This is a genomic window from Helicobacter pullorum, assembly GCF_900638355.1.
GTDB lineage: Bacteria > Campylobacterota > Campylobacteria > Campylobacterales > Helicobacteraceae > Helicobacter_D > Helicobacter_D pullorum.
Genome location: NZ_LR134509.1, coordinates 1,692,563 through 1,718,244 on the forward strand (window position 1 = coordinate 1,692,563; position 25,682 = coordinate 1,718,244).

The following is a 25,682-nucleotide window of genomic DNA, read 5'->3' on the forward strand; positions in this document are numbered from 1 at the left end:
ATCCTCCTATGATAAAAGCCATTGCAAAACAAAATCCACAGGTGCTGATAAAATAACCGAAAGCGGGGTGCTCAAAATCAAAATCAAAACCACCATTCCAACTACCGGATGAATTTTGTTGAATGCCCTTGCAAAAAAATCATTTTTAAACATCAATCCCAAATATGCCAAAGCATTTGAACCATCTAAAGGCGGTATGGGCAAAAGATTAAAAATTGCCAAAATTACATTATAAATTATAAGCTGCAAAAAGAAAAAAATAACTAAAATAAATAAAAATTGTGGATTTTCAAAGTATCCAAAAACACCGCTTAAGATTCCCCCATTGAATCCATAAAGCAACAAACTTGCCAAGATTGCCAATACCAAGTTATAACCAATCCCAGCCAAAGATACCAAAAAAGCCGCGAAATATCCACCATTATAAATCACTCTATCCATTCTTACAGGCACGGGTTTAGCCCAACCAAACAAGAAAGGTGCATTTGCCAAAAACAAAGTAGCAGGGACAAGAATAGAACCAATCAAATCAATATGGACAATAGGATTTAAACTAAGCCTTCCAGAATCCTTTGCAGTGCTATCTCCATAACGATAAGCGACATACCCATGCATAATTTCATGCCCAATAATAGCAATAAGAAGTGCTACTACCATTAATGGGATTTTATACGCCAAAGACAATTCAGACATTACAACTTCTCTCTCATTTTATCCTCTAAAGATTCAATGCTCTTACCCATTCTCTCCCAGCGAATATTAAAATCATCATCCCAGCTAAAATAAACAAACCAAGGCTCGCCAATCACATATCTATAATGCACACTTCCCCAGAATCTTGAATCACTTGAATTGTTGCGATTATCCCCCATCATAAAAAACTCATCTTCAGCAATTTTGGCATAAAATGCCAATTCCCCATTTTCTAAATACACAGGCTTCATAGCAATATTAGGAGTATTTTGCAAAAGCACAAACGAATCAATATCACTCTTTTGATAATGAACTCCGGGATGCTTTGTCGCATAAGGATCATAAATAAAGGTTTTGCCTCCAAACTGCAATGTTTTGATAGGATTTTGGCTATATGGATTTTCTTCTTTGAAATGCACCCAAAGCCCCTCTTTGGTATAAAGCACTTCATCGCCACCTATGGCAACATTGCGTTTGACAAAATGGATTTTGGGCTCCAATGGATAGCGAAATACCACAATATCGCCTCTCTTTGGTCGCTCGCCTTCAATTAAATGCCCATTATTATTAAAATCTGGCAAAACCTTAAATTCAATCCAAGGAATAGTGGGTGTAGGGATTCCATAGGCATATTTTTTGACAAATAAATTATCCCCAATCAACATTGTATTTAACATACTTCCGCTAGGAATCACAAAAGCTTGTGCAATAAAAAAAATAATAGCCAAAACAATAGTAATTGTGCCAACCCAACTATTGATAAAATTATAAATTTTACTTAAAATCTTCATTCTTTTCCTTGTATTTCTGCCCTTAATTTTGCCGCTTTAATAGTGTTTTGCAATAACGATGCAATTGTCATGGGACCTACTCCACCAGGAACAGGAGTGATATAGCTACAAAGAGGGGCAACATTTTCATAATCTACATCCCCTACGATTCTGCCATTATCTAGGCGAGTAATTCCAATATCCACAACCACCGCACCTTCTTTTACCATATCTTTGGTAATGAGATTTGGTTTGCCCACACCCACACACAAAATATCTGCCTTTTTGGTATGCTCTATAAGGTTTTGGGTGTAAATATGGCAAAGCGTAATGGTGGCATTTTCGTTTAAAAATAATGCTCCAAGTGGTTTGCCAACAATATTGCTTGCACCCACAATCACGACATTTTTACCTTTGATTGGAATTTGATAATGCTTTAAAAGCGTGATTACACCCATAGGCGTTGCAGGGATAAACCCCTCAAGATTGCAAAAGATTCTTCCCATATTAAAAGGATGAAAACCATCAACATCTTTCTTTGGAGAGATAGCCTCCAACACAGAAGTTGTATCAATATGTTTTGGTAGAGGGAGTTGCACCAAAATACCATCGATATTTGGATTTTGATTAAGCATCAAAATAGTTTGCAAAAGTGCATCTTGCGTGATACTCTCTGGCATTTCGTGCGTAGTAGAATAAATCCCCGTTTGACTGCATGCCTTAGCTTTCATATTAACATAGCTTTGTGAAGCAGGATCGTTTCCCACCAAAATAACTGCCAACCCCGGAGTAATTTTTCGTTGGTTTAGCATTTGAACTTCTTGCTTAATTTGCCCTTGAATCTCTAAAGCTAATGACTTTCCATCTAAAATCTGCATTAATGCCCTTTAAAAAGTTATTGTGATATTATAATAAAAAAAGTTTTTTTAATACTTTAAACTCTAGTTGTTTTTAAGCGAGGTTAATTAAGATTGCACAGAGTTATTTTAATTTGCATTATATTCATCAATCTCTATGGTGAAGACAGCTTTATCACGCCCATTGAATATGGGCAAATGCTTTATGAAAACCCTAGGGGGATTGGTTGTGTAAATTGCCATGGAGAAAGAGGGGAAGGGAAACTTATCGCAGATTATTCTCACAAACAAAAAGAAAAAAGATTAAAAGGTCCTCAAATCAATAATCTATCTTTCAAAAAGTTTCTTCAAGCCCTACAAGAACCCACAAAAGTAATGCCAAAATATTATCTCACGCAAAGCGAGATTCAAGCAATCTATAAATACCTAGAATCCAAAAATACAAAAAACCACAAGGAACCCTAATGAAAAAAATCCTAAAAGATTACGAAGAAATTACCGAGAGCTTCAAAATCTTAAACCAATACCAAAATGTTGTAACTATCTTTGGGGGCGCACGAATCCCAAAAGAAAATAAAAATTATAAAAAAATCCAAAAACTAGCCTATGAACTCGCAAAAGAAGGATATTCTATTATGACAGGCGGGGGACCGGGAATTATGGAAGCTGCTAATTTTGGAGCATTCAAAGCCAAAAGCAAAAACCCAAACATTGTCTCTATTGGATTAAATATCCAACTCCCCCACGAACAAGAAATGAATCCCTATGTAGAAATTCCACTAAAATTTCAAAACTTTTTTAGTCGCAAATTAGTTTTCAATCACAATTCTACGGCTTTTATTGTTGCAATAGGGGGATTTGGGACGCTTGATGAGTTAAGTGAAGTTTTGGTGCAAATTGCCACAGGAAAGCACAAAAAGATTCCTATTATTTTATATGGAAAAGAATATTGGAGAGGCTTTATTAAGTGGCTAAAAAAACAAATGCTAAAAGAAAATCTCATCACCAAACAAGAATTAGCCCTGCTAAGTCTTGCAGATTCCCCAAAAGAAGTTTTAAAGATTCTAAAAAATGGGATTCCCAACCCCATACATCATAAATAAAACCATAAAAGCCGCAAACAATGCCAAAATAATAGGAGCAAATCGTGCCATATCAAATCCCTCACAGCAAAGAAAGTAAATGAAAGATTTAGCATACAATAAAAGACCTAAAAATTTCCAACAATTCATTGGACAAAAGCACATTTTTGGAGAAAATGCCCCTTTTATGCAACTTCTAAAAAGCGGAAAAATTCCTCATAGTTTTTTCTTTGGACCCCCCGGAAGTGGCAAAACAACCGCAGCAACTTTGATTGCTAATGAGCTTGGATACCCTTTTTATAATCTTAATGCCACAAGCTTTAAAAGTGAGGATTTACGCAATATTTTAAAAAACCACCAAAACACACTCCAAAAGCCTTTGATTTTTATTGATGAAGTGCATCGCCTAAACAAAGCACAACAAGAATTATTGCTACCCATTATGGAAAATCATCAAGCCTTGATTTTGGGGGCTTCGACAGAAAATCCTTTTTTTGCACTCACTAATGCAATTCGCTCACGCTCTTTTGTTTTTGAATTTCACTTACTAAAACAAGAAGAATTAGCAGAAATCTTAAAAGAATATGATTTAAAAGATGAGATTAGAGAATTTCTCATTAGCACTAGCGGGGGAGATGCAAGGGCAATGCTAAACCTCTTAGATTGTGCATTAAGTAGCAACAAGCCTTTAAGCATTGAGCTTCTTAAAAACTTCCGCACCCATTCACTCAATAGTGGCGCAAATGATTCTAATACACACTATAATCTTATTTCTGCGATGATTAAAAGCATACGAGGAAGTGATGAAAATGCAGCCATTTATTATCTTGCAAGATTAATTGAAGGCGGCGAGAATCCAGAATTTATTGCAAGACGATTAGTAATTTTGGCTAGCGAAGATATAGGCAATGCAAATCCAAATGCTTTGAATCTTGCCACCTCCACTATGCAAAGCGTTGCTAAAATCGGCTATCCAGAAGCTAGAATCATTTTAAGCCAGTGCGTTATTTACCTAAGTGCTTCACCCAAATCAAACACTTCCTATGAAGCCATCAATGCCGCTTTAGATTATATCAAAGCCCACCCCAATGAGCCTATCCCAAAACATATTCAACAATTCCACAAAGACTATCTATATCCCCACGATTTTGGAGGTTGGGTAGAACAAAGCTATTTACCCAAAAAATTAGAATTTGTTAAATGGCTTCCTAAGGGATTTGAAAAAACATTAAAAGAATGGTTAGATAAAATCAAGAAGAAAATATAAGCTTAAAAATCAAATTTGGCACTAGCCAAAAAGGCTAGTTACTCAACAACTGGAGTGTGAGCAGATCTTTTATCTTCTCCAATATCTTCTCTATGTGGTTGAGAGCCTACAACCTCATCCCACACGATACAGCCATCAGTTGGACAGGCAGAAGCACAGGCAGGTTCATCATTATGCCCTACACATTCTACGCATTTATTGTTATAAACAAAGTAGCAACCATCATTGTTTGGATTATCATCATCATCTACAATTGCTTCAACTGGACATTCATCAATGCAAGCACCACAGGCGATGCAAATATCAGTAATTTTAACAGACATATTTATCTCCTTAAAATTGAATTAAACTTTAGAGTATATAGAAAACCTGCTAAAACTAATCTTTAAAAATCATTTTTTACGCAATTTTTAGCAAAGCCGACAAAAAAATAGAAAAATTTTGCCCAATTTTGCAGTATTAAAATGTGCTATAATCCCAAAAACCTTTAGGATTTTCAAAATGAAACTTTAAGAGAGTAGTCAATGGATATTATTTTTGGACCGGTACAATCAAGAAGGTTTGGCGAATCTCTAGGGATAGACTTATCCCCCAAAACCAAACAATGCAATTATGATTGCTTATATTGTGAATTAAAAGGCAAAAAAGCACAAGATTCTATGCAAGAGATTTTAGAGGTTGAAGAGATTTTAGAAGCAATCAAAAAAGGGCTAAAACAATTTAAAAATATTCAATCTCTCACAATTACCGCCAATGGAGAACCCACCCTTTATCCTTATTTATACGAATTAATGTTGCGTTTAGAGGACATTAAAGGCGGAGTGCAAACTTTGCTTCTAACCAATGGCTCACTTTTGTGGGATTTAAGCGTTTCTAGGGCTTGTTTGCTTTTTGATAAGGTAAAATTTTCATTAGATGCTATTTCGCCAGAAGTGTTTAAAAAAATCGACAGACCCACAAAAAATATTTCTTTAGAGCAAATTTTGCAAGGAATCTACCAATTTAGTGCGGACTTTAGCGGGGAACTTTATGCAGAAATCCTTTTTGTCAAAAATATCAATGATAACCTAGATGAAATAAAAAAAATGGCAAGATTCTTAGCACCTATGCGGCTAAAAAGGCTAGATATTAGCAGCATTGACAGACCCCCTGCCTATAAGGTTTCCCCAATCCCTCAAGAGCAATTAGAAATCTTTGCAAGAATTTTTAGAGACTTTAAAATCCCAACCTTTCTACCAACAAGAACCCCAAACACAAAAAAAGAAAATTTAAATCTAAGTCAAGATGAAATCCTAAAAACCCTCGCCTTGCGTCCTATGAGCAAAGAAGACATAGAAAGCCTTTGGAATGAAGAAAGCATAAATAGGCTAGAGATTCTGCACCAAGAAAAAAAAGTAAGCATAAACAATGTAAATGGAATAAACTTTTTTATCACAAAAGGAAATTTATGACATTACTTTTAGACTGGAATATTTTATTAGGCATCTCAAGGCGATTTACTGCTCATCTTTGGGTGCAAATTACAAAAGACAAACAAAAACGCAAAAAAATAAGAAATTTTATAGAAAGACGCACTCTAATTTTCAATGCAGGCGATTCAGATAAAAAGATTCCCAAACAGACAATAGAAAAAATTAACCATTTTGATAATGACGATTTTTTGGCTTTAAATTTCTTAAACAACAAAGATAAACACAAAACATTAACGAAAACAACAAAAATATCTAGCAATTCTCAAATTTCCAAAAAATATTTCATTCATTCTAATCAATTAGAAAATCTCTACAATCTCTTGCAACAAAACATTGATATGCAGGAGGAGAGAAAGGGGAGGAGGCATTATGGCTTCTTTGATTTTGATTCAAATTCTAAAAATCCAAAATCCCCTTTAAATCCATGGGCTTATGTGCGTGTAAAAAATGAAGCAAAAACACTAAGGGCAAGTTTAGATTCTATTCTCCCAGCAATCCAGCGAGGAGTCATTGGATATAATGATTGTGATGATGGAAGTGAAGAGATTATTTTAGAATTTTGCAAACAATACCCTAGCTTTATCCCCGTCAAATACCCTTACAAAGTCATTATAGAAAATCCCACAAAAGAAGAAAACAAACTTTATAGCTATTATAACTATATATTAAACTTTATCCCCAAAAATGAATGGTTTATTAAAATTGATGTGGATCATATCTATGATGCCAAAAGGCTTTATAAGAGTTTTTATTTGCCAAGAAACAAATGGGATATGGTAGATTATCCAAGAATCAACCTACAAGTCAAAAATGCCGACATTCTAATAGCAAAAAATGGTAAAAATGGGTATCTACTAGACATTGGAGATCAAAAGCTGTGTTGCAATATTGCTTGTGGATTCGTCGAGAGAGTTGGCAAAAAACGCTTTTACACTCCTCCAACCAAGGAAGACATAAAATTGCTCCCCAATTATCGAAGTTATGAAGCCTTTATTATGGGTTTTTTCAAAAGAAATAATAAAATACTAGACAGATTCCTTTTTATTGAATTTTGCAGAAGGCATTTCAAAGCAGAACTAACAAACTACCATTTTCCTTTTATCAAACAAAGCAGGTGCCATTTAAGCTTCAAAGAATACCTAACCATAAAAGACTATCAAAACTCACAAGATTCAAACATTGGCACAAGAATTGATAAAAAAATGCTACTTGAAGATAGAATCTTGGAACTTTATACAAGATTTAACCTCTAAACTGCAATGTTTTACCTCTAAAAATAATTTTAAGCAACCATTAAAATCAAAAATGATGATATCTTTTACCATCCATTTCAAATTACCATTATTGCCAGCAAAGTCTCCTAAAGTGCAAACACATATTGCTTAAACAGCCAAATCAACGCAGATTCTAAAGCCAAAAAAATAAGGGTATAGAAAATCCACCTAGGTTGGTTTAAAATCTGCAAAAATCTCTTCCACCCAAAGTAATGCAAGGTTAGAAAAAATACAAAAAACCCGCTAATACTCCCAGCCAAAGCCAATCCCACCGCACCTAAAAACTGCATTAAAACCAAAGAAAAAATCGTCCCAACCCCCAAAGAAAAGGCTGTAATTTTTGCCGCCAAAGCCTGTTTATTTTGCGAATAAAGCCACAAAGAAAAAATACGCGATAGCCCAAAGGGCAAAAGCCCTATCATATATGCACTAAATACCGCTGCTGTCTGCAAAGTATCTTCACGCCCAAACTGCCCCCTCTCAAACAAAAGCCAAATAATCTCTTTTTGCAACAAAATTCCACCAATCACGCATGCCCCAAGCAAAACACACAAAAGCCAAAAAGAACGCACAAGCTCCCTTAAAGCCTTTTGCTCTTGCTTTTCTTTGAGATATTTTGCCACTAATGGAAAAAGCGCTGTGGAGGTTGCGATTGCAAAAATCGCCAAAGGCAGTTGAAAAATACGATTTGCATAATACAAATAAGAAATCGCCCCACTTACCAAAAATGACGCCAAAAGCGTATCAATAAAAGAAGCTAGTTGTGCGCTAGAACTCCCAATCATAGCTGGGAAAAACTGCTTGCCAAAGGACTTTACGCTCGCATTTACCGAATCTTTTTTTGCTCTTATTTCTTTAAAGCCCACACAAAGCAATTTAAAAAAGCCCAATCTCCACATCGGATAAAAATGCAACAAAATTTGTGCCACCCCACCGGCTAAAACACCATAACTAAGCAACAAAACACTCTCATAAGCATCACTATTTTGCGCCAAAAGCAAAGCAACAATCATCGCAAGATTCAAAAGTGCAGGGGAATACGCCCATGCAGTGAAATTCCGCCTATATTGCAACATCGCTCCAAAAAAAGTTACAATAAAAACCAGCAATAAATACCAAAAATTAATCGCCACCAAAGGTGCTGCAAGTGCGATATTTTCATCACTAAACCCATAGGCTAGTATCTTTGTGACTTCAATTTGAAAAATCCATACAAACAAAGACAAAATCACTAAGATTCCGCAAAATATTAATAAAATCTTTAATGCAAACCCGCCTTTAAACCTTGCTTGAAAAAAGCTCGGCAAAAAGGATTGATTAAAAGCACCCTCCCCAAAGATTCTACGAAAAAGATTAGGCAGCTTAAAAGCAACAAAAAAAATATCGCTATAAACCCCAGCACCAAGAGTTGTAGCTGTGAGTAAATCTCGAATAAACCCCAAGATTCTTGAAGTCAAAATCCCACTACTATTAGTCAAAAAAGCTTTCAAAAACATTAATCTAATCTCTTTGTAATATTTTTCTTATTGTGAATTTGATAAAATCAAAAAATATTTTTGCATAAAAGATTTTAGAATATGGTAAAAAAAGATTCTCAAACCTCATTTCGCCCCTATTATGTCAATGAATGTGAAGATATTAAATTCACTATCAAGCAAATTGCTTCCCAGTTCAACAAAGATCCCGATACCCTAGACTTTATACTCCAAGCCATTACAACTTACAAAAAAAATCTTCATGATTACGCTCCAGAACCACTCAAAGAAAATGAAGTCAATGAGTTTTTAGAAAATCTCAACAACCTTTTAGAGCCAAGCCTTACAATCACGCAATACTATTCTATCCTAATTGTAGAAAAAGAAAAAAACGAAAACAAATTTCACTTTATCTCCAACAAATCCTTTAGCGAAGCATATCTTATATTGCGTGCGGGATTTGTTTTCAACCAAGAAGAGTTTGAGAATCTCTACCTACAAATCCGCAAAATCAAAGCATGGAACAAAATCTTATTCATCAATGAAAAAGCAGAAAAGCTCGCATTAAAAGAATTTTTGCAATCTCTAAAGTATCCCCTAAAGCAAGAAGTGCGCTATCTTTTGTGCCAAAGCTTCAATTTCATTCCCCCAGCTGAATCGTATTTGGAATTCAAAAAAGAAATCACAGGACAATTTCAAACCATACTCAAAGATGAAGTTATCTGCGTCTTTCACAAAGCCCTAAAGGGCAAACCCGGAAGAAATATCCGCGGGCAATACATTATCCCAGAAGACCCCAAAAGCCTCAATCAACCCTGCTTATTAAAATTTGATACTACCAGCATTCAAACCAAAGATTACCCCACAAAAGTAGAATATCTCGCCGCTATTGGCGGAATCTTAAAATACAAAGAAGACATATTATCCATTGAAGATACATTAGAAACCAAAGAAGTGAGCCTAAAAACTACCGGTTCCCTTATAGGCGAAATCGAAAGTGGCACAGAAATCAATATCACAGAAGCCGATTCTCTCAAAGAAGCTTTGGGGCAAGGAATGGAGATTCAAGCCTCCAAAGTCAATATCCAAGGCAATGTTGGTGCCAACGCACAAATACACGCCAAAGAAGTCTATATCGGCGGTTTCACACACCAAGATTCCAAAATTTTTGCCACCGATGCAGAAATCCAAACTCACAAAGGCTATCTCAAAGCACAAAACATCAAAATACACACCCTAGAAGCCGGGATTATCGAAGGCAAAAGAGTCGAAGTAGAAAAAATGTATGGAGGCAAAATCTATGCAGAAGAGATTTTTATTCAACACCTACATTCCAATGCCTTCTTATACGCCACAAAACAAATTCAAGTTATCACAATGCAAAAGGGAGAAAATCGATTTTATATCGCTGCAAACTATAGTCTTGACACCAAAGAACTCTACAACACCCTATTGCACAAAAAAAATACCTCCATTAAAGAAGCTATCCAGCTCACCAAAGAATTAAAAGTGGAAAGCCTAGAACTCAAAAAACTCAAAAATACAGCCGATGAAATGCGTCAGATTCTAATCCAATACAAAAAAACCAAAACAACACCGCCAAGCTATTTATTATCCAAATTTGAAGAATATCACGCACGCGTAGTAGCCCTAAAAGAAAAACGACAAAAAATCAATGCTTTAAGTGCCGCATTCAAGGAAGCTAGAGATGCTCTAAATCAACTAGATTCTAATACAAAAAATGGGATAATTGAAGTCCAAAGCGGCTGGATAGGCTACAATGAAATCCATTATATTTTTCATTCCCCCCAAAAAGAATTTATGCTAATCCCAAGAGCTGGGGAACCCTCCAAAGCCATTTTTCAAAATGGACAAATTCATCTCATCTTATAGGAGTATATCAATGATTATTGCACTGCAAGGGGAAATATTTTTCAAAGAACCTACAAGAATTGCCATTAAATGTGCTGGAGTGATTTATGAAGTTTTCATTTCTTTGCAAACAAGCAATCAAATCACACAAACAAAAGGTGAGAATCTCACGCTACTAACAACACATATTATCCGAGAAGATGCACAAATTTTATTTGGCTTTTTAGAAAACAACGAAAAAAAACTTTTTGATACACTTATCAAAATTAATGGCGTAGGACCCAAAGTTGCAATGGCAATTCTCTCCACTTACACACCCCAAACTTTTGCAAAAGTTGTCGAAAGCAACGATATCAAATCCATGCAAAGAGTCCCGGGGATTGGTCCAAAAAGTGCAGGCAGAATCTTAGTAGAACTCTCAGGCTGGTCGCTAGAGCTTAGCCAAACCAACCAAACAATCAAAGAAGATTCTACACTTCATCAAGTAGTTTTAGCCTTAGAATCTTTAGGATACAAAAATGACATTATCCAAAAAGCCATCAAAGGCTTAGAAAAAGATGAGGTAGGGCAAATGGTAAAAGCCGCATTAAAAAAAATACAAGGTTTATAAATGAGCAAAAAATTACATTTAATTTCTCTTGGTTGCACAAAAAATCTCGTAGATAGCGAGGTAATGCTTGGAAAATTAAGCGAATATGAAAATACACAAGAAATCAAAGAAGCCGATGTAGTAATAGTCAATACTTGCGGATTTATTGAAGCTGCAAAAACCGAAAGCATTCAAACTATCCTAGAAGCACTGAATAATAAAAAAGAAAATGCCATTTTGGTGGCAAGTGGCTGTTTGAGCGAGCGCTATGCAAAAGAACTCAAAGAAGAGATTCCAGAAATTGACATCATTACAGGGGTTGGGGATTATGACAAAATTGACTTAATGATAGAAAAACGCAAAAAGGGCGAGAAAATCCTATCTAATGCTAATGGAGTGTTTTTGGCAAATGAAAACGACAAACGCATTATTAGTGGCTCAAAAATCCATGCTTATATCAAGCTCTCTGAAGGTTGCAATCAAAAATGTAGCTTTTGTGCTATCCCTAGTTTCAAAGGCAAATTACACTCAAGGACACTAGAATCCACGCTCAAAGAAGTGCAAAATCTCGCACAAAAAGGCTTTAGTGATTTTACTTTCATTTCCCAAGATTCTAGCTCTTATCTGCGAGATTTGGGCATAAAAGATGGGCTTGTTGATTTGGTTAGAGGCATAGATAAATTAGCAAAAGAAGGCATAGGCATCAAAAGTGCAAGGATTTTATATCTCTATCCTGCTACCACCTCCAAAAAGCTTATCCAAACCATCATTGATTCGCCAATTTTTCACAACTATTTTGATATGCCCTTGCAACACATCTCACAAAAAGTCTTAAAACAAATGGGCAGAGGCGGGGAATTTAAAGAATTGCTAGAAATGATGAGGCAAGCCCCAAATAGCTTTGTGCGGACAAGTTTCATCATCGGACATCCGGGTGAGGAAGAATCTGATTTTGTTGAACTTTGTGAATTTGTAGAAAAATTCCACTTTGATAGAATTAATTTCTTTGCCTACTCCAAAGAAGAAGGCACCAAAAGTGCAAAAATGGAGCAAATTCCAAACAAAACTATTAATGCTAGGCTAAAAAAAATCAACCAAATCTTCCAAAAACAATACCGACAAAGCCTAAAGAATCTCAAAAACAAAGAATTGCTTTGCATTGTTGAGGGCAACTCTAGCGAACATGAGTTTTTTTATGCAGCACGCGATATACGATTTGCACCACAAATTGATGGCGAGATTCTCATTAATGATAAAACCATTGATGAAACTATCCAAAATGGCTATTACAAAGTGAAAATTACAGAAATTTTAGGGGAAGATATAATAGGCTGTATAGTCAAAAAAGGCTAGAAATGAGATTGCCACTAGAATTTTTAGATGAATTAAAAAACACCAAGAATCTTTTAGCATTTTCTAGTGGAACAGATTCTACGGCACTTTATTTTTTATTAAAAGAATATGAAATTTCTTTTGATATAGCCATTGTTGATTATGGCACAAGAAAGCAATCTAAACTAGAAGTCTCAAGGGCAAAAAGTCTTTGTTTTTGGGATAATAAAAAATGCTATACACTCACCACAAAGCCCATTACCAAAAATTTTGAAGCAGAGGCAAGGAAGATTCGCTATGATTTTTTCTACACACTAACCCTCCAAGAATCATACCAAAACCTCATCTTAGCTCATCAGCTCAATGATAATTTTGAATGGTTTTTGATGCAGTTTTGCAAAGGCTCTAGTATAGAAAATATGCAGATTCCCAAAAAAAGTCTCTTTTGGGAAGAAAGCCAAAGAAAATGCCATATCCTTCGCCCAATGATTTCTATTTCAAAAAATCAAATCAAATCCTATTTGCAAAAAAGGAATATTTTTTATTTTGAAGATTCTAGCAATCTTGATATTGCATTTACTAGAAATTATTTTAGGCAAAATTTCGCAAATCCATTAATAGAAAATTTCACAAAAGGCATTCACTTTAGCTTAGAAAATCTAGCCAAACAAATGCCCTTAGATAATTTAAAAGATTTGGGAGGATATTTTATTTTTAAATCCAGCCCACTTGATTTATACAAAATTGATAAAGCCACCAAAAAACTAGGCTATTGTCTAAGTCAAGCACAAAAAAAGGAATGCCAACTAAAACTCACACAAGATTGTTTTTCTATTGTCTTTGGAGGAAAAATAGCACTAGAAAAATCCCAAAACAACCTCTTTATTTTCCCCTACACTTCTTGCACACTCACCAAAACACAAAAGGAACTCTTCAGAAAGCATAAAATCCCAAAAAAATTCCGCTTTTTTATGGCAAAAAACTCCCTTGCACTCTCCATTATCCCACAATAAATTAGCTCTATAAAAGATTCCATAAACCAAAAAATGCTAAAATAATCCTAATTAATCCAAAGATTGAGGTAAGCAATGTTTGAACGAATCGACTCTATTTTGCAAAATATCGAAGAAGCACAAGCAGAAATTAAATTACTATTAGGAATGGCAAAAATTTCATTTGTAGATTATATTATGATAAAACGCGGCTCACAAGATATGCCAGAAGAATTAGGGGCTTGGAATCTCCAACAAATCGACAATGAAGTCTCCAAACTCAAAGAAGCCATAGATAGTCTTAACAAAATCAAAAAAGAAGTGCTAACTTGGTAAGTTAGCCTTGCAATTCTTGCAATTTCTCTTTGATAGCATCAATATGCCCTTTGACCTTAACATTTTTCCACAAAAAGGCAATTTTACCTTGAGGATCAATCACAAAAGTAGAACGAATCACACCCTCATATTCTTTGCCATAAAGCTTTTTTAACCCCCAAGCACCATAAGCTTTAAGCGCCTTTTTGTCTGTATCGCTAAGAAGCGTAAAATTCAAAGATTCTTTATCAATGAAGCTTTGATGAGTTTTCACACTATCTGGACTTACCCCCAAAACTACCGCATTAAGCCCTGATAAATTTGCTAAATTATCACGAAAATCACAAGCCTCTTGAGTGCAACCGGGCGTTTTATCTTTGGGGTAGAAATACAAAACTACCCAACTTCCTCTAAAGTCCTGCAAAGAAATCTCGGCATTATCCTGATTTGGCAAACTAAAATTTGGTGCTTTATCTCCAATTTGCAATTCCATCTTATATCCTTGTTAAGTTTTTTATGATTCTAGCAAATTTATTGACTAATCTCCAATGCCACTTGACAATCCCCAAAAATCTCCAACTTTGTAACTTTAAGTCTATACTTTTTAATTTGTGGAAAATTCTTTGGAATCTCTTTGGCAAAAAACTCTAATGCCTCTTCTAACAATCCAAATTCTTGCATAAATGCTCCGCTCAAAAACTCCCTTAAATCCCTATAATCCAAAAATTCATCTTCATTATTTTTAAAATAAACAAATTCTCCATCAATCCGTATTTTCTGCCGCTTCTCTCTCTCAAAAGGCAAAATCCCAATCACCACTTCAAGCAATAAATTCTCTAAAAAAATCTTATACCACATAAACTACTTTATCCTTGCAAAAACCTTAGAAATCCCCTCCAACACACTCTCATTCATAGCCCTAATAATCTCCTCAAATCCACCTTTTGACACCTCTTTAGTCTCCAAAATCCAAAATTGCTCTATTTGCTCTCCTTTAGTTTGCTCCAACAATGCCTCAAATACCGCGGAATTCAAATTTTCATCATAATGCAAATCCAAAATATAAAGCCTCAAAGTATCAGTCAAAAATTGCTTATCTTTTGCCAACACTATACAATTTTCTCTTGCCACTTTCAACACCAACACATCAAGCAAATTTGGCAAATTATCTATCCAGCGATTTTTAGCAAAATATTCAACCTTATTTGGCTCTTTGATATAGGCAATTTTTGAAGTATCAATCTTAGCTTCAGCCTCTATTCCAAGCCACCCATATAGCTCCATTTTCTTGCATTTTGCTTCTTTGTGTTCCATCTCAAATTGATAATGATTAATCGGTGCTATTTCTTTGCCCACACAACCACTTAACAATACGCCCATAATCACGCTTATTAACCACACTATTGCTTTCATTTTTATCCTTTATTCGCGAGGTCCTAATTTAACCTTTGTGCTATCAAACAAAAAGCCACTTGGGGAATCCCTAAAATCATCTAAAATACCATTGCCCTTTTGCAATATATGCTGCAAAGCTTTAGAATTTTGCTGCAACTCAAAAAGCAATGGCGTTAGAATAAGCCTCAAATTATAATCTCCCGCTTTTAAACTTTGATCAAAACTATCCCTTACCTTACCGATTTGAAAAATCTCCCCTCTAGCTTCTTTTAGCAATCCATAAAATTCTCCAGAAGACTTAGAAAAGTTATCTAATCCCATCTCTATATTATTAAGATTCTGCTCACTAAGAAGCCTATTAAATCTCTCTAAGCTTACTTCCAATTGTCCCATTACTTTTTCGGCTTTCGTCCCCACTTGCTCTATCCAATTTTCCTTGAATCCCAAAATAGCTTTTTGTGAATCCCCAAAGGGAGCACCCTCTCCTTGCATCAAAGCAAAAAATCCTCCTCCCGTTATCCCTTGCCTCTCTACAACCACCTTGCTCCCTTCATTTAATACAATTTCCTTTTTAACCCATATGATAATCTCTACTTTATCCCCGCTTAATTCATATTGTTTGACAAATCCCACAGGCAAGCCAAGATACTTTACTGGCGTTTCTATCCTAATACCCGCTGGAAGTTCTTTATGATAAATATAATATTCTCTATATTCGCTAAGATTCCTATCATATTTGCCCATCCACAAAATAAATCCCGCCAAAGCCAACAAAACTATCACGAAAAAACTTCCTAATAAAACATAATTTAATCGTGCTTCCATTCCCCTCTCCTTAAATCTGATACAAAAATAAATCCAAAGAATCTGTGATTTGACTTAACTCCTCCAAACTCCCTTGAAAAAATATTTGCCTATCTCTTAAAACAATCATTCTATCAACCACTCCTTTTACGCTATCCATATCATGCGTTACCATTACTATGCTAATTCCAAGCAAGTCTCTAAGCTCTTTGATTAATTCATCAAAATGTCTTGCACCTTTTGGATCTAAACCACTTGTTGGCTCATCTAAAAACAATATCTTTGGACTAAGGCACAATGCTCTAGCCAAACCCACTCGCTTTACCATTCCGCCACTTAACTCACTAGGATAGAGCTTTGCAACCTTAGAATCTAGCCCCACTCTTGTTAGCCAAAAATAAGCGATATTTTCACTTTCATTAGAGTTAAAATTCGAATACTCTCTTAAGGGCAAAAGCAAATTATCCAAAACATTTAAAGAACTAAACAAAGCCCCAAACTGAAAAAGGACACCAAATTTTAATTTCATCTCCAAAGTTTCTTGAAAATCTAAACGCCAAATATCTTTACCCAAGATTCTAACTTCGCCCTCTAAAGGCTTTTTTAAAAAAATCATTGTATTTAAAAGCGTGCTTTTCCCACTTCCACTTCCCCCAAGAATCGCAAAAATATCACCCTTATGCACCTCAAAACTAATCTGATTGTGGATAATATTTCCCCCATAACCTGTAATGAGATTTTTTACTTCTATAATATTTTGGATATTTTGCATTTACCAACCCATTTCTGTAAAAATCACCGAACAAATTGCATCAAATGCGATAACAAAAAAAATCGATTCTACGACACTTTTAGTTGTATGCACGCCAATGCTTCTAGTATCTTTTGCCACGCTAAATCCATGAAAACAGCCAATAAAAGAAATAATCAGCCCAAAAAATGGTGCTTTTGCTATTCCCACCCAAAAATGCCTCATATCTACCATTTGCAAAAATCTCTCCAAAAACTGCTCTGTACTTATATCTAATTGAATTTGACACACAAACATAGAGCCTACAAGCCCAAATAAATCGGCAATAAAAACAACAAGAGGCAAAACACAACAAAGCGCCAACATTCTAGGCACAACCAAAAATGTCATCGGATTAAACCCCATAACACGCATTGCATCAATCTCTTGAGTAGCACGCATCATTCCAATCTCCGCACTAAAGGCTGATGCACTTCTCCCTGCAATAATAATTGCAGTAATAATCGGCGCCATTTCACGCAAAGTTAGCATAGAACTCATCTCTACAATCAAAATACTTGCCCCAAATTGCCTAAGCTGGATTGAACCCTGATAGGCAATGACAATCCCAATCAAAAAGCACGCCAAAGCCACAATGCCAACGGCTTTAATAAGGGATTCTTGAATAAAATAAAAAGTGGCTTTTAATCGAATGCTTTTGAAATTAATAAAGCTCGCCAAAAAGGTATAAAGAATCTCCCCCAAAAACCCCAAGGACAAAATCAAAGTTTTAATGTTATTTTTAATAATTATAAAACTATCTGAATGGATTTTAATAATATTTTGCGTTAGATTCGTGCTAGATGGAATTTCTTTGGTGCTAAGTATTTTGAAAATTTTTTGGCTTTTAGGATTTTGTTGCAATTGATTTTCAAGGATTCTTTGTTGGCTTTCTAATTCCGTTACAAACTCCAACAAAACCCCACCACCACAAAAATCCAAATCAAAATGTTCTCCCAATACAATATTAATCTTAACATTTGTTAATTTAATGGCTTGTAGCTGGGACAAAATGGATTTTGAGATTCTATAATCCCAAATTCCATCAAGCCTAAGAGTGGCGTTTTCCTTTTTTGTCAATACAAGTGAAGCGTTCATTTTATTCTTCAAAAATAAATGGGACTCCCTTGATTACACCGGTTTGAAAAATTTTATCTGTATTTTTGGTAATTTGTGAATAATCTGTTTTTAACTGCCCTGCATCAAGAGTAATATCTCTATAATATTTTTCAAGAACTTTAATTTTCCCCTTCGTATCCCCTGCATCAAGTTTGGCAACTTCATTCATGATTAATTGTGCTTTAATAAACGCTTCTTTTTGGTGAATGGGCGCAAAAATAAGCTTGAGATTCGCCTCTTTTAGCTCTGCATCAACATTCTTTAAATGCTCTCTACAATAAGGACAATCCGGATCTGTTACCACTATTTTGGTAGGAAGATTCTTGCCATCTCCCTTTAGATAGACAAAATCGCTCTCCAAAAACCCATCAAAAAGCTGACTTAAAACCTTAGAATCTTTTTGCTCTTTTTCTTTTTGTGCCTTCTCCAAGGCATCTCTCATCATTTGCGTATCTACATTGCTTAATTTTAAAACATTACTAAGCCCGATAAAATACTCTCCATCTTTACTCACAATTACAGGAAAAATATCTCCCCCTTGTGTTTTTCCAATCACAAAAAACATCGAAGGAAAGCTAACCAACTCTTTTTTGAACTCTACTTCTACCTCAACATCTGCGATATTTTTAATACTTTTTTTAAAATTATCTTCCAAACCTGCATTGACAAAAGTCAAGCTACAAGCCAAAATAGCGATTATTTTTTTCATTACAATCCTTAGAATATAAATTTACCTTAGAAATGAAATATTTTATAATATTCTTGATAAAAAACCAAATAATTTCTTTATCATTTACTGCTTAATATGCATAGGCAATTCCCAAAGAGGCAAAAATATCCCCAATGCCAACCACAAAACAAGCACCCCCAATACAAGTATCATTGCTGGCTCCATCATAGAAAGCAAATTTTCACTTTTGTTTTGCAATTCCTCTTGATGAAGAGACAAAATCACCTCCAAAGCTTCCAAAAATCCCTCTTGATCTTTGGCTCCATGCAAAAGCTGCAAACTCAAAGAATCCCAAACTCCACTCCCCTCAAAACTATCGGCTATCAACATTCCTCTTGCAATGCCTGTATAAATCCCTTGTAATTTTTGATTCAAATAAACATTTGTCACAGATTTAATAGCAATCTCCAAGACTTCTTTTAATTCCAAATTATTCTTATAAAGCCAATAAAATCCTAATAAAAATTGCGAAGTTTGATAAAAATAAAACACTTTCCCCAAAAAAGGTATTTGCAGCAAGAAAAAAGAAAATTTTGTTTTAAAAGCCAAACTTTTATTATACAAATTAATGCACAAAACCAAAAATACCACCACAGCCACCAAAATAAAAAATCCATAATCCAACACCACACTTCGCATAAAAAGCAAACTTTTACTCGCCAAAGGCAAATTAGTATTAAACCCCAAAAACAAACTTTCAAATTGCGGCAAAACAAAAAGAGTAATCCCCAAAAACACCGCCACCATTACCAAAGAAACAAAAAGAGGATACAGCAATATTTTTTTAAGAATCTTATGATTTTTTTGCGTATTTTTAAGCTCCATGATGATAAATTCTACCACCTCAATTAACCTGCCACTTTTTTGCCCCACACTAATCATTGCACAAATAAAGTCAGAAAAACCCGCTTCTTTAAAGCACGATGAAAGCTCTTTGCCCTTATAAAGTGCTTGACAAGTTTTTGAAAACTGCTTTTGGAGTGTTTTATTTTTGGTATGCCGCTGGATACTCTCTAGATTCTCCCTCAATGCCAAATTTGCCTTTAAGCCCATTTTAAACTGATAAAACGCACTCAAAACCTCACTAATTTTTGGTTTTTGAAAAATCATTATTTTTTCCAACCAATCCTCTTTGGGCTCAATACTCAAAACAAATATTTTTTGATTACGCAAATTGATTTCAAGCTCTTTTTGGCTTTTAGCGTTAAATTTCTGATGATAAATTTTCCCTTGTTTTTTAAACTTTACCCAAAAAGTCGCCATTATTTTACTACCCTATACACCTCTTTTAAATCTGTAATTCCGCATTCTGCTTTATTGAAAGCCTTTTTTATCAAAGTGAAATTTGGATTTGCCTGCTCTAGCCTTGAGAGCATTTGTGTTTTTTCTATTTTTTTGAAAATAAAATCCTCCAAATCCTGATTCATCACTAGAATCTCCGCAATAGCTTCCCTTGTATTATAGCCTGTATAATTACATGCTTCACAGCCCCTAGACACATAACCTTCATTTTGCTTTTCTCTGCAATAAATGCATAGTTTTCTCAATAACCTTTGGGCGATGATTCCACTCAATGATTGTGCGATAAAATAAGGCTCAAGCCCCATATCCAAAAGCCTCACAATGGTATCTAGCGAATCATTTGTATGCAATGTAGCAAATACCAAATGCCCTGTAAATGCTGCTTGAATAGCAATTTGCAATGTTTCTTTATCCCTCACTTCACCTAGAATAATCACATCTGGATCTTGCCTCAAAACATTCCTCAAAGCCCCAGCAAAGCTAATTTTATCACTCATTGCCACTTGGGAAATATGCTTCAAACGATATTCCACCGGATCTTCTAGTGTGATAATTTTTAGATTTCTCTCTTTTAAGATATTTAAAATACCATACATTGTGGTGCTTTTTCCGCTACCTGTTGGACCTGTGATAAACACCAAACCATAGGGCAAATTAAATAGCTCAACAATGCTCTCTAGCTCACTAGATGAGAACCCCAAATGCTCCAAAGGAATAAGAGTTTTTTGCTTATCTAAGATTCTAAGCACGATAGATTCTCCTTCTATTAGGGGAAGTGTAGAAACACGAAAATCAAAGATTCTTTGCTCTCCTCCTCTTATTTCCAACCCCAAAGAAAATCTCCCATCTTGTGGGATTTTCGTCTCTGTAATGTTTAGATGAGATAAAAGCTTAATACAAGAGCTAAGCGGATTTAAAAGCCAATCTTCCAAACACAAATATTCCACCAAAACCCCATCTATGCGGAAGCGGATTCTCAAACTTTCAAAATCCTTTTCAAAATGCACATCACTTGCCCTTTTATACACAGCTTCTTGCAAAACAAGCTTCACTAGCTCCAAAATACTTGAATGCTCTCCCTTAGAATCTTTAGTTATCTCATAGGGAATTTGCTCCAAAATCTCCTTAAGCCTCTCTTGCCCTTTAAGCCACAAAATCGCCTCTTTGAAATCTTCTTTTGCTATCAATCCAAACTCTATCAAAAAATCCCTAAACAACATTCTTAATGTATCTTGATGGGTTTTATCCAAGGGATTCTTCAAGGCTATGGCAAGCTTATTTTTCTTGTTTTCAACCACAATTGCCCCAAAATGCAACATTTGCTCCACGCTCAACAAAAATGCGGTTTCTTTGTGAATATCTCTTAATTTAAACAAAGGCACTTTGAGTTTATTTGCCGCTTCTTCAAAAAACTCTTTTTGTTCTGCAAGGCTAATAGAATCCAGCTTGAACTCTCCATTAAAATAATCATAGATTTGCTTCAAATCTTATCTCCTTGCATTTTTTCTAGCAAATTAAATAAATTTTCATCATATTGTGTTTGCAAAAATTTCTCTAAAATGCTAATGGCTTCTTGCTTCTTGCCTTCTAAATACAAGCTTTTTGTAAAAATCTCCCAACTCTCCGGATTCTTAGGATTCTCATAATTAGCCCTCAAAGCTAAATTTTTAGCCGCTCTGTAATCTGAATTAGCAAAATATTCTCTTGCTTCTTTTAATGAATCTTTATTCTCTTCTTTAAGATGACTTCTAAGCACTATTTTTTTATTTTCAAAAGCTAATTTTTCTTGAATTTTAGGATTAGGAATCGGATTAGAAGATAAATAATCCATTGCCACCCAGCCCCTTGATATTTGCAAAAACCCATTTTGCATGCCCCCATACTCACAAATTTTAGTATTCTTTTGCAAAACACCCCAAATAGCAGATTCTAAGCTAGGCTTTTCTCGGATATTAAGCGTCTTAGCACTCACATACCAACAAGCCTTAGGGGGAGTTCCTTTTGTTTTTGGCGTCCCCAAAAATCCAACCCCAATCAACAATCCCCCAACAACAATAAACAACATTGCAATCCTCAACATTTATTCTCCTTGCATTAGCTGATAGCCCAAAGATTTCAAACTAAGATTTTCTTGTATCTCTTGAGAAATGATTTTTGGCTCAATAATAAAAACAATCTCCTCTGTTCTTTCTATATCTTGCGAATAAGAAAAAAGAGGCTTAATAAGCGGAATACTTCCCAAAACCGGAATCTTATTTTCTATTGAAGAAATATTTTTAGAAATCAAGCCACCCAAAACAATTTTTTGATTGTTTTTTACACTCACAATTGAAGAAAGTTGATTAGTGGTTAAGTTTGGGGGGGATTCAAAAGCAGTGGCTGGAATCTCTGTGCGATTCTCTTTGGTTTTGGTGATTGAAGGATTGATTTTTAGCATAATTTCATCGCCAAAAATTACCGGAGTAATATCCAACAAAACTCCCGCAAAAATACTTGGATATTCATTATCTGTATTAGTTAGCGTAGTTTGTGCGTTTGTATTTTGATAAATCGAGCTTTTTTGATAACGCAAAATATCTCCCACACTAATCATTGCAGGTTGATTATTGAGCGTCAGCACTTTGGGATTTGAGATTGATTCAACCTTGCCATAAGTTTTTAAAAACTCTATAATACGATTAAGACTTAGTCCTTGTGAAAAAATATTAATCCCGTATTGCAAGGCATTTGAGCCATTTTGACCGACAATATTTATCCCGCTCACATTACCAACCTCTCCACCTCCTCCAAAACTCGCCCCTTCGCTAAAAGCAGGAATCATAATATTTTGTATATTGTATAATCCATCCCAATTAATCCCCGTAGTATCAGAGTGCGTGTGCGTAATACTTAGGATATGCACATCAATAAGCACTTGCTGCTGAAGTCTTTGATGAAGTTTTTGGATATAAGCTTCCACCCTCTCCAAACCCTCCTTATCCCCTCTAACACTAACCAAGCCTGCCCCCTTATTAATCACCACATAAGATTCTTGAGAATCTTCTTGCACTCCTAATATTCCCAAAATTTCAAGCTTAATTGTCTCCCAAAAATTAAACCCATCTTCACTTGTAATATTAATCCCTGATTTGCTCGGTGTCTGTGAGGAATTTTCGCTCCCCACATAAGCATAATTTGGAAATCTTGAAAAATTATCCTCATTATTAATAGATACAGAAGTATTGCTACTACCTTGTCGATTAGTGCTAACATAATTGATTTTAAAAACTTTTGTGTCTTTTGTTTTGAGTGTCAAAATATGATTTGCATAAGAATAATGCAAGTTGGCTTGGCTAAAAAGCAAATCAAAAACAAACTCCAAATCTTTTTGTTTAAAATTGACCATAGTTAAGTTTTTATCCAAATGTTCTTTTACCTCATCATCTCCATAAACAACGCTAAAAGAGCAAGTGTTGGCAAACTCGCTTAACACCTCATAAATCTTAACTTCAAAATCCTGCAAAGTCAAATCAAAAACACGATTTTCACAAGCAAAAGAAACACTTACACACAAAATCCACCCATATATTATTCGCATAAAAATTCTCAAAAAAATCTCCTAGTTTTTTCCAAACAAATCGTTTTAATTTCTTGGTTTTCATTTTCTAAAATTACACATTTCTCTTGGATTTGCATTACTTTAAATCCCTCTATTTCATCTCCCAAAATCAACCATTTTCCATTAATTTTTGCCCTATCTTGCATCACTCCAAAAAGTCTCATTTCACTCTCTTCATAGAAAAAAGGATCATATCCAAACACAAACCCCGCCAAAATCAACAAACCTCCAATCTTTTTCATTGCAAAATCCCATAAAGTGCCTCAAGATTCATAAAAAACTCCAAATTCTTCTTTTTGGGATAAATTGAAGCACCCTTAATCTCCAGCATTTGCAAATTTTCTAATTCTTCCAAAAACAAAAAGGCTTCTTTGAAACTTCCCTCTCCATGCAACAAAAACTCCTCGCCTTCTTGCTGGATTACAAAAGTGTTCAAAAAATACTTTTTCCCTAAATGGTTTAGTGCCAAAAAGTGATTAAAATTGCCTTGCAATCTCTCTTTTTGCTTTTCTTGTAGCACGATAGAATCTTCTAATTTTTGAATTTCGCTCTTTAGCTCTTTATCTCCATAAACTTTTGGGATAGGGAGTTGCTCTTGCAAAGATAAAAGCTGTCGTTCTAAATCCAATTTAGTTTGCTTTATAGTCAAAAAATAATTCCAAGCCCTATCATAAATTAGCACAAATGTTAAGGCAAAAAAACACAAAAAAGCAAGCACAAAAATCAAAATCATCTCTCTTTTGCTTTTGGTTTCCAAAAAAGATTCAATTTTCTTTAGAATTTCTTTCACACCGCAATCCTTACAAAATAAAAAGAATCGATTGCTTGAATAACCTCTAATTTCCCCAATTTTTCTTGCTCTAAGATTCTCAAAAATTCCGCACTCCCCTCACCAACTAGCAAAAATTCAAAAATATTTTTATTTGCGTGAAAATAGGCGATTTTTACATCTTGAATCTGCAAATACGAACTAATCTGCTCAAAAAACGATGATATTCTAGGACTAGTGGGCAAAAATCGCTGCAAGAATGCTTCATTTTGTGCAAAAACTTCTTGTAGTTTTTGATGCTTCTGCTCCAAAGCCAAAATTTCTTTTTGAAGGGCAGAATAGTTTTGCACTTGCAATTGTTGAGTGTCTTTTTGTTTTTTGATTTGTTCTTGTAGATTCCTGCAATTTTCGCCCTCCCACAAAGCCCAAGCAAACAGCAACAAAGGATAAAATACTCCGCAAATTCCTCCAACTGCCATAAACGACAAAAGCTTGCCTACTCTTTGTTTTCTAAGAGGAATCTCCTTTTGTATGGGATTAAAATTAAATTGTTCCTCCAAAGTCAAACTTTCCCAGCTTTGCTCTAAAATCTCTATTTTAGAAGAATATTTTTGAAATTCTTTCTCATTGCTCTTATCAAGAGACCAAAAATAAAAAGCCGCATTAGGGTAATTTTGGCTAAATTCCATCATTCTAGCCATTGCATCTTCCAAAGCATTAAACTGCTGCAAATAAATCATCTTATCTTTAAAATAACCAACAAGCATAAATTCCGTACCACAAAATGTATTTTCTACAATAAAAAATTGATACTCTTTGTTGGCATTTAACATTTGCGAAGTAAAAAATACAGGGTGGGTTAAAAAATCTTCAAAATCTTGAGTGTAGCCTTGCAATACTTCTTTGTTTAGCAACAAACAATAAAAATTATTTTGGATTTCAAAATATCTTAAAAAATATTCACAATCCATTTTAAGATTGAGAATCTTGCAAATTTTCTCTTCTAAAAAATCCTCCAAATTCTCCCTATCACATTCTTTGGCAGGTAAAAAATAAAAAACCATCTCTTTCCCAGAAAAAAATCTAATCACCCCTCCCCTTTCATTGATTTTATTCCAAATTTTTATAATAATACTACTTAAAAAAGTTTAAAATTATTTAACTATTTTAAAATATCAGAGGACA

General features: G+C 34.8%; 29 protein-coding genes. 10 read left to right on the plus strand and 19 right to left on the minus strand.

What is annotated here, in order from left to right; genetic code table 11:
• Positions 1-6: 6 nt before the first annotated feature.
• Genes EL247_RS08280 through folD form a run of 3 tightly spaced genes read right to left on the minus strand, consistent with a single transcriptional unit; the run spans position 7 to position 2,341 of the window.
• Entirely contained in the window at positions 7-693 is a 687-nt protein-coding gene (locus tag EL247_RS08280; protein WP_065838112.1) for a site-2 protease family protein, read from the minus strand.
• Positions 693-1,484 (minus strand): signal peptidase I, encoded by a 792-nt coding sequence (gene lepB, locus EL247_RS08285; RefSeq protein WP_104745751.1) that lies wholly within the window; start codon positions 1,482-1,484, stop codon positions 693-695. The genes EL247_RS08280 and lepB overlap by 1 nt, the downstream gene beginning before the upstream one ends.
• The gene (gene folD, locus EL247_RS08290) at positions 1,481-2,341 is read right to left on the minus strand and encodes a bifunctional methylenetetrahydrofolate dehydrogenase/methenyltetrahydrofolate cyclohydrolase FolD (protein WP_104745752.1); all 861 of its coding nucleotides are present in this window, start codon (positions 2,339-2,341) and stop codon (positions 1,481-1,483) included. Before folD ends, lepB begins: the two co-directional genes overlap by 4 nt.
• Positions 2,342-2,434: 93 nt before the next feature.
• Here folD and EL247_RS08295 point away from each other — a divergent pair, with 93 nt between their 5' ends.
• From EL247_RS08295 to EL247_RS08305, 3 genes are all read left to right on the plus strand, one after another.
• Complete coding sequence (locus EL247_RS08295) at positions 2,435-2,785, plus strand: c-type cytochrome (RefSeq protein WP_005021665.1); 351 nt, start codon at positions 2,435-2,437, stop codon at positions 2,783-2,785.
• Positions 2,785-3,423, plus strand: a complete 639-nt coding sequence (locus EL247_RS08300) for an LOG family protein (protein ID WP_005021666.1) — start codon at positions 2,785-2,787, stop codon at positions 3,421-3,423. Before EL247_RS08295 ends, EL247_RS08300 begins: the two co-directional genes overlap by 1 nt.
• Before the next feature lie 79 nt (positions 3,424-3,502).
• Complete coding sequence (locus EL247_RS08305) at positions 3,503-4,669, plus strand: replication-associated recombination protein A (protein ID WP_104745753.1); 1,167 nt, start codon at positions 3,503-3,505, stop codon at positions 4,667-4,669.
• A 38-nt stretch (positions 4,670-4,707) separates the two neighbouring features.
• Here EL247_RS08305 and EL247_RS08310 read toward each other — a convergent pair whose 3' ends face one another.
• Positions 4,708-4,992 carry an NADH-quinone oxidoreductase subunit I gene (locus EL247_RS08310; protein WP_005021668.1) on the minus strand — a complete coding sequence of 95 codons (285 nt, stop codon included), beginning with the start codon at positions 4,990-4,992 and terminating at the stop codon, positions 4,708-4,710.
• 201 nt (positions 4,993-5,193) lie between these two features.
• Between EL247_RS08310 and EL247_RS08315 the strand changes: the two genes are divergently transcribed.
• Together EL247_RS08315 and EL247_RS08320 are read left to right on the plus strand one after the other, a co-directional pair.
• Positions 5,194-6,120 (plus strand): radical SAM protein, encoded by a 927-nt coding sequence (locus EL247_RS08315; protein ID WP_065826733.1) that lies wholly within the window; start codon positions 5,194-5,196, stop codon positions 6,118-6,120.
• The gene (locus tag EL247_RS08320) at positions 6,117-7,394 is read left to right on the plus strand and encodes a beta-1,4-N-acetylgalactosaminyltransferase (RefSeq protein ID WP_126442187.1); all 1,278 of its coding nucleotides are present in this window, start codon (positions 6,117-6,119) and stop codon (positions 7,392-7,394) included. The genes EL247_RS08315 and EL247_RS08320 overlap by 4 nt, the downstream gene beginning before the upstream one ends.
• Before the next feature lie 107 nt (positions 7,395-7,501).
• Here EL247_RS08320 and murJ read toward each other — a convergent pair whose 3' ends face one another.
• A complete protein-coding gene (murJ, locus tag EL247_RS08325) occupies positions 7,502-8,911 on the minus strand; it encodes a murein biosynthesis integral membrane protein MurJ (RefSeq protein WP_126442188.1) in 1,410 nt (469 codons plus the stop codon).
• A gap of 81 nt (positions 8,912-8,992) precedes the next feature.
• On the opposite strand from murJ, the gene EL247_RS08330 reads away from it, so the two are divergent.
• The 5 genes from EL247_RS08330 to EL247_RS08350 all read left to right on the plus strand — a co-directional run bounded on the left by EL247_RS08330 (position 8,993) and on the right by EL247_RS08350 (position 14,011).
• Positions 8,993-10,783: a FapA family protein gene (locus EL247_RS08330; protein WP_126442189.1), complete on the plus strand. Its 1,791-nt coding sequence runs from the start codon at positions 8,993-8,995 to the stop codon at positions 10,781-10,783.
• A gap of 10 nt (positions 10,784-10,793) precedes the next feature.
• On the plus strand, positions 10,794-11,372 hold the full coding sequence (gene ruvA, locus EL247_RS08335) for a Holliday junction branch migration protein RuvA (protein ID WP_005021680.1): 579 nt from the start codon (positions 10,794-10,796) through the stop codon (positions 11,370-11,372).
• Complete coding sequence (rimO, locus tag EL247_RS08340; protein ID WP_060661360.1) at positions 11,373-12,704, plus strand: 30S ribosomal protein S12 methylthiotransferase RimO; 1,332 nt, start codon at positions 11,373-11,375, stop codon at positions 12,702-12,704.
• Between the two features lie 2 nt (positions 12,705-12,706).
• Positions 12,707-13,696 (plus strand): tRNA lysidine(34) synthetase TilS, encoded by a 990-nt coding sequence (gene tilS / locus EL247_RS08345; protein ID WP_126442190.1) that lies wholly within the window; start codon positions 12,707-12,709, stop codon positions 13,694-13,696.
• Positions 13,697-13,771: 75 nt separating this feature from the next.
• Complete coding sequence (locus EL247_RS08350) at positions 13,772-14,011, plus strand: DUF2443 domain-containing protein (protein ID WP_005021683.1); 240 nt, start codon at positions 13,772-13,774, stop codon at positions 14,009-14,011.
• 1 nt (position 14,012) lies between these two features.
• On the opposite strand, the gene bcp is transcribed toward EL247_RS08350, so the two are convergent.
• From bcp to EL247_RS08420, 14 genes are all read right to left on the minus strand, one after another.
• Complete coding sequence (gene bcp, locus EL247_RS08355; protein ID WP_005021684.1) at positions 14,013-14,483, minus strand: thioredoxin-dependent thiol peroxidase; 471 nt, start codon at positions 14,481-14,483, stop codon at positions 14,013-14,015.
• Positions 14,484-14,521: 38 nt separating this feature from the next.
• Positions 14,522-14,848 (minus strand): dihydroneopterin aldolase, encoded by a 327-nt coding sequence (locus EL247_RS08360; RefSeq protein WP_054195222.1) that lies wholly within the window; start codon positions 14,846-14,848, stop codon positions 14,522-14,524.
• 3 nt (positions 14,849-14,851) lie between these two features.
• Positions 14,852-15,403, minus strand: a complete 552-nt coding sequence (locus tag EL247_RS08365; RefSeq protein WP_054195223.1) for a hypothetical protein — start codon at positions 15,401-15,403, stop codon at positions 14,852-14,854.
• 9 nt (positions 15,404-15,412) lie between these two features.
• Entirely contained in the window at positions 15,413-16,210 is a 798-nt protein-coding gene (locus EL247_RS08370) for an MlaD family protein (protein ID WP_126442191.1), read from the minus strand.
• Between the two features lie 10 nt (positions 16,211-16,220).
• Positions 16,221-16,961: an ABC transporter ATP-binding protein gene (locus tag EL247_RS08375; RefSeq protein WP_005021690.1), complete on the minus strand. Its 741-nt coding sequence runs from the start codon at positions 16,959-16,961 to the stop codon at positions 16,221-16,223.
• Positions 16,962-18,077: an MlaE family ABC transporter permease gene (locus EL247_RS08380; protein WP_065836898.1), complete on the minus strand. Its 1,116-nt coding sequence runs from the start codon at positions 18,075-18,077 to the stop codon at positions 16,962-16,964. It abuts the gene before it with no gap.
• A 1-nt stretch (position 18,078) separates the two neighbouring features.
• Complete coding sequence (locus EL247_RS08385) at positions 18,079-18,807, minus strand: thioredoxin domain-containing protein (protein ID WP_005021692.1); 729 nt, start codon at positions 18,805-18,807, stop codon at positions 18,079-18,081.
• An 84-nt stretch (positions 18,808-18,891) separates the two neighbouring features.
• The gene (locus EL247_RS08390; protein WP_126442192.1) at positions 18,892-20,091 is read right to left on the minus strand and encodes a type II secretion system F family protein; all 1,200 of its coding nucleotides are present in this window, start codon (positions 20,089-20,091) and stop codon (positions 18,892-18,894) included.
• A complete protein-coding gene (locus tag EL247_RS08395) occupies positions 20,091-21,614 on the minus strand; it encodes a GspE/PulE family protein (RefSeq protein ID WP_172594069.1) in 1,524 nt (507 codons plus the stop codon). The genes EL247_RS08390 and EL247_RS08395 overlap by 1 nt, the downstream gene beginning before the upstream one ends.
• A complete protein-coding gene (locus EL247_RS08400) occupies positions 21,611-22,210 on the minus strand; it encodes an SH3 domain-containing protein (RefSeq protein ID WP_126442193.1) in 600 nt (199 codons plus the stop codon). The genes EL247_RS08395 and EL247_RS08400 overlap by 4 nt, the downstream gene beginning before the upstream one ends.
• Positions 22,211-23,707 carry a pilus (MSHA type) biogenesis protein MshL gene (mshL, locus tag EL247_RS08405; protein ID WP_054195260.1) on the minus strand — a complete coding sequence of 499 codons (1,497 nt, stop codon included), beginning with the start codon at positions 23,705-23,707 and terminating at the stop codon, positions 22,211-22,213. It abuts the gene before it with no gap.
• Between the two features lie 8 nt (positions 23,708-23,715).
• Positions 23,716-23,970: a hypothetical protein gene (locus EL247_RS08410; protein ID WP_005021705.1), complete on the minus strand. Its 255-nt coding sequence runs from the start codon at positions 23,968-23,970 to the stop codon at positions 23,716-23,718.
• Positions 23,967-24,518 carry a hypothetical protein gene (locus EL247_RS08415; protein WP_126442194.1) on the minus strand — a complete coding sequence of 184 codons (552 nt, stop codon included), beginning with the start codon at positions 24,516-24,518 and terminating at the stop codon, positions 23,967-23,969. The genes EL247_RS08410 and EL247_RS08415 overlap by 4 nt, the downstream gene beginning before the upstream one ends.
• The gene (locus EL247_RS08420) at positions 24,515-25,561 is read right to left on the minus strand and encodes a hypothetical protein (protein WP_126442195.1); all 1,047 of its coding nucleotides are present in this window, start codon (positions 25,559-25,561) and stop codon (positions 24,515-24,517) included. The genes EL247_RS08415 and EL247_RS08420 overlap by 4 nt, the downstream gene beginning before the upstream one ends.
• Between the last annotated feature and the right edge of the window lie 121 nt (positions 25,562-25,682).

Excerpts from the sequence above, each read along its gene's own strand:
- EL247_RS08280 (WP_065838112.1), bottom strand. The coding sequence starts at position 693 with ATGTCTGAATTGTCTTTGGCGTATAAAATCCCATTAATGGTAGTAGCA.
- lepB (WP_104745751.1), bottom strand. The coding sequence starts at position 1,484 with ATGAAGATTTTAAGTAAAATTTATAATTTTATCAATAGTTGGGTTGGC.
- folD (WP_104745752.1), bottom strand. The coding sequence starts at position 2,341 with ATGCAGATTTTAGATGGAAAGTCATTAGCTTTAGAGATTCAAGGGCAA.
- EL247_RS08300 (WP_005021666.1), top strand. The coding sequence starts at position 2,785 with ATGAAAAAAATCCTAAAAGATTACGAAGAAATTACCGAGAGCTTCAAA.
- EL247_RS08305 (WP_104745753.1), top strand. The coding sequence starts at position 3,503 with ATGAAAGATTTAGCATACAATAAAAGACCTAAAAATTTCCAACAATTC.
- EL247_RS08310 (WP_005021668.1), bottom strand. The coding sequence starts at position 4,992 with ATGTCTGTTAAAATTACTGATATTTGCATCGCCTGTGGTGCTTGCATT.
- EL247_RS08315 (WP_065826733.1), top strand. The coding sequence starts at position 5,194 with ATGGATATTATTTTTGGACCGGTACAATCAAGAAGGTTTGGCGAATCT.
- EL247_RS08320 (WP_126442187.1), top strand. The coding sequence starts at position 6,117 with ATGACATTACTTTTAGACTGGAATATTTTATTAGGCATCTCAAGGCGA.
- murJ (WP_126442188.1), bottom strand. The coding sequence starts at position 8,911 with ATGTTTTTGAAAGCTTTTTTGACTAATAGTAGTGGGATTTTGACTTCA.
- EL247_RS08330 (WP_126442189.1), top strand. The coding sequence starts at position 8,993 with ATGGTAAAAAAAGATTCTCAAACCTCATTTCGCCCCTATTATGTCAAT.
- ruvA (WP_005021680.1), top strand. The coding sequence starts at position 10,794 with ATGATTATTGCACTGCAAGGGGAAATATTTTTCAAAGAACCTACAAGA.
- rimO (WP_060661360.1), top strand. The coding sequence starts at position 11,373 with ATGAGCAAAAAATTACATTTAATTTCTCTTGGTTGCACAAAAAATCTC.
- tilS (WP_126442190.1), top strand. The coding sequence starts at position 12,707 with ATGAGATTGCCACTAGAATTTTTAGATGAATTAAAAAACACCAAGAAT.
- EL247_RS08350 (WP_005021683.1), top strand. The coding sequence starts at position 13,772 with ATGTTTGAACGAATCGACTCTATTTTGCAAAATATCGAAGAAGCACAA.
- bcp (WP_005021684.1), bottom strand. The coding sequence starts at position 14,483 with ATGGAATTGCAAATTGGAGATAAAGCACCAAATTTTAGTTTGCCAAAT.
- EL247_RS08360 (WP_054195222.1), bottom strand. The coding sequence starts at position 14,848 with ATGTGGTATAAGATTTTTTTAGAGAATTTATTGCTTGAAGTGGTGATT.
- EL247_RS08365 (WP_054195223.1), bottom strand. The coding sequence starts at position 15,403 with ATGAAAGCAATAGTGTGGTTAATAAGCGTGATTATGGGCGTATTGTTA.
- EL247_RS08370 (WP_126442191.1), bottom strand. The coding sequence starts at position 16,210 with ATGGAAGCACGATTAAATTATGTTTTATTAGGAAGTTTTTTCGTGATA.
- EL247_RS08375 (WP_005021690.1), bottom strand. The coding sequence starts at position 16,961 with ATGCAAAATATCCAAAATATTATAGAAGTAAAAAATCTCATTACAGGT.
- EL247_RS08380 (WP_065836898.1), bottom strand. The coding sequence starts at position 18,077 with ATGAACGCTTCACTTGTATTGACAAAAAAGGAAAACGCCACTCTTAGG.
- EL247_RS08385 (WP_005021692.1), bottom strand. The coding sequence starts at position 18,807 with ATGAAAAAAATAATCGCTATTTTGGCTTGTAGCTTGACTTTTGTCAAT.
- EL247_RS08390 (WP_126442192.1), bottom strand. The coding sequence starts at position 20,091 with ATGGCGACTTTTTGGGTAAAGTTTAAAAAACAAGGGAAAATTTATCAT.
- EL247_RS08400 (WP_126442193.1), bottom strand. The coding sequence starts at position 22,210 with ATGTTGAGGATTGCAATGTTGTTTATTGTTGTTGGGGGATTGTTGATT.
- mshL (WP_054195260.1), bottom strand. The coding sequence starts at position 23,707 with ATGCGAATAATATATGGGTGGATTTTGTGTGTAAGTGTTTCTTTTGCT.
- EL247_RS08410 (WP_005021705.1), bottom strand. The coding sequence starts at position 23,970 with ATGAAAAAGATTGGAGGTTTGTTGATTTTGGCGGGGTTTGTGTTTGGA.
- EL247_RS08420 (WP_126442195.1), bottom strand. The coding sequence starts at position 25,561 with ATGGTTTTTTATTTTTTACCTGCCAAAGAATGTGATAGGGAGAATTTG.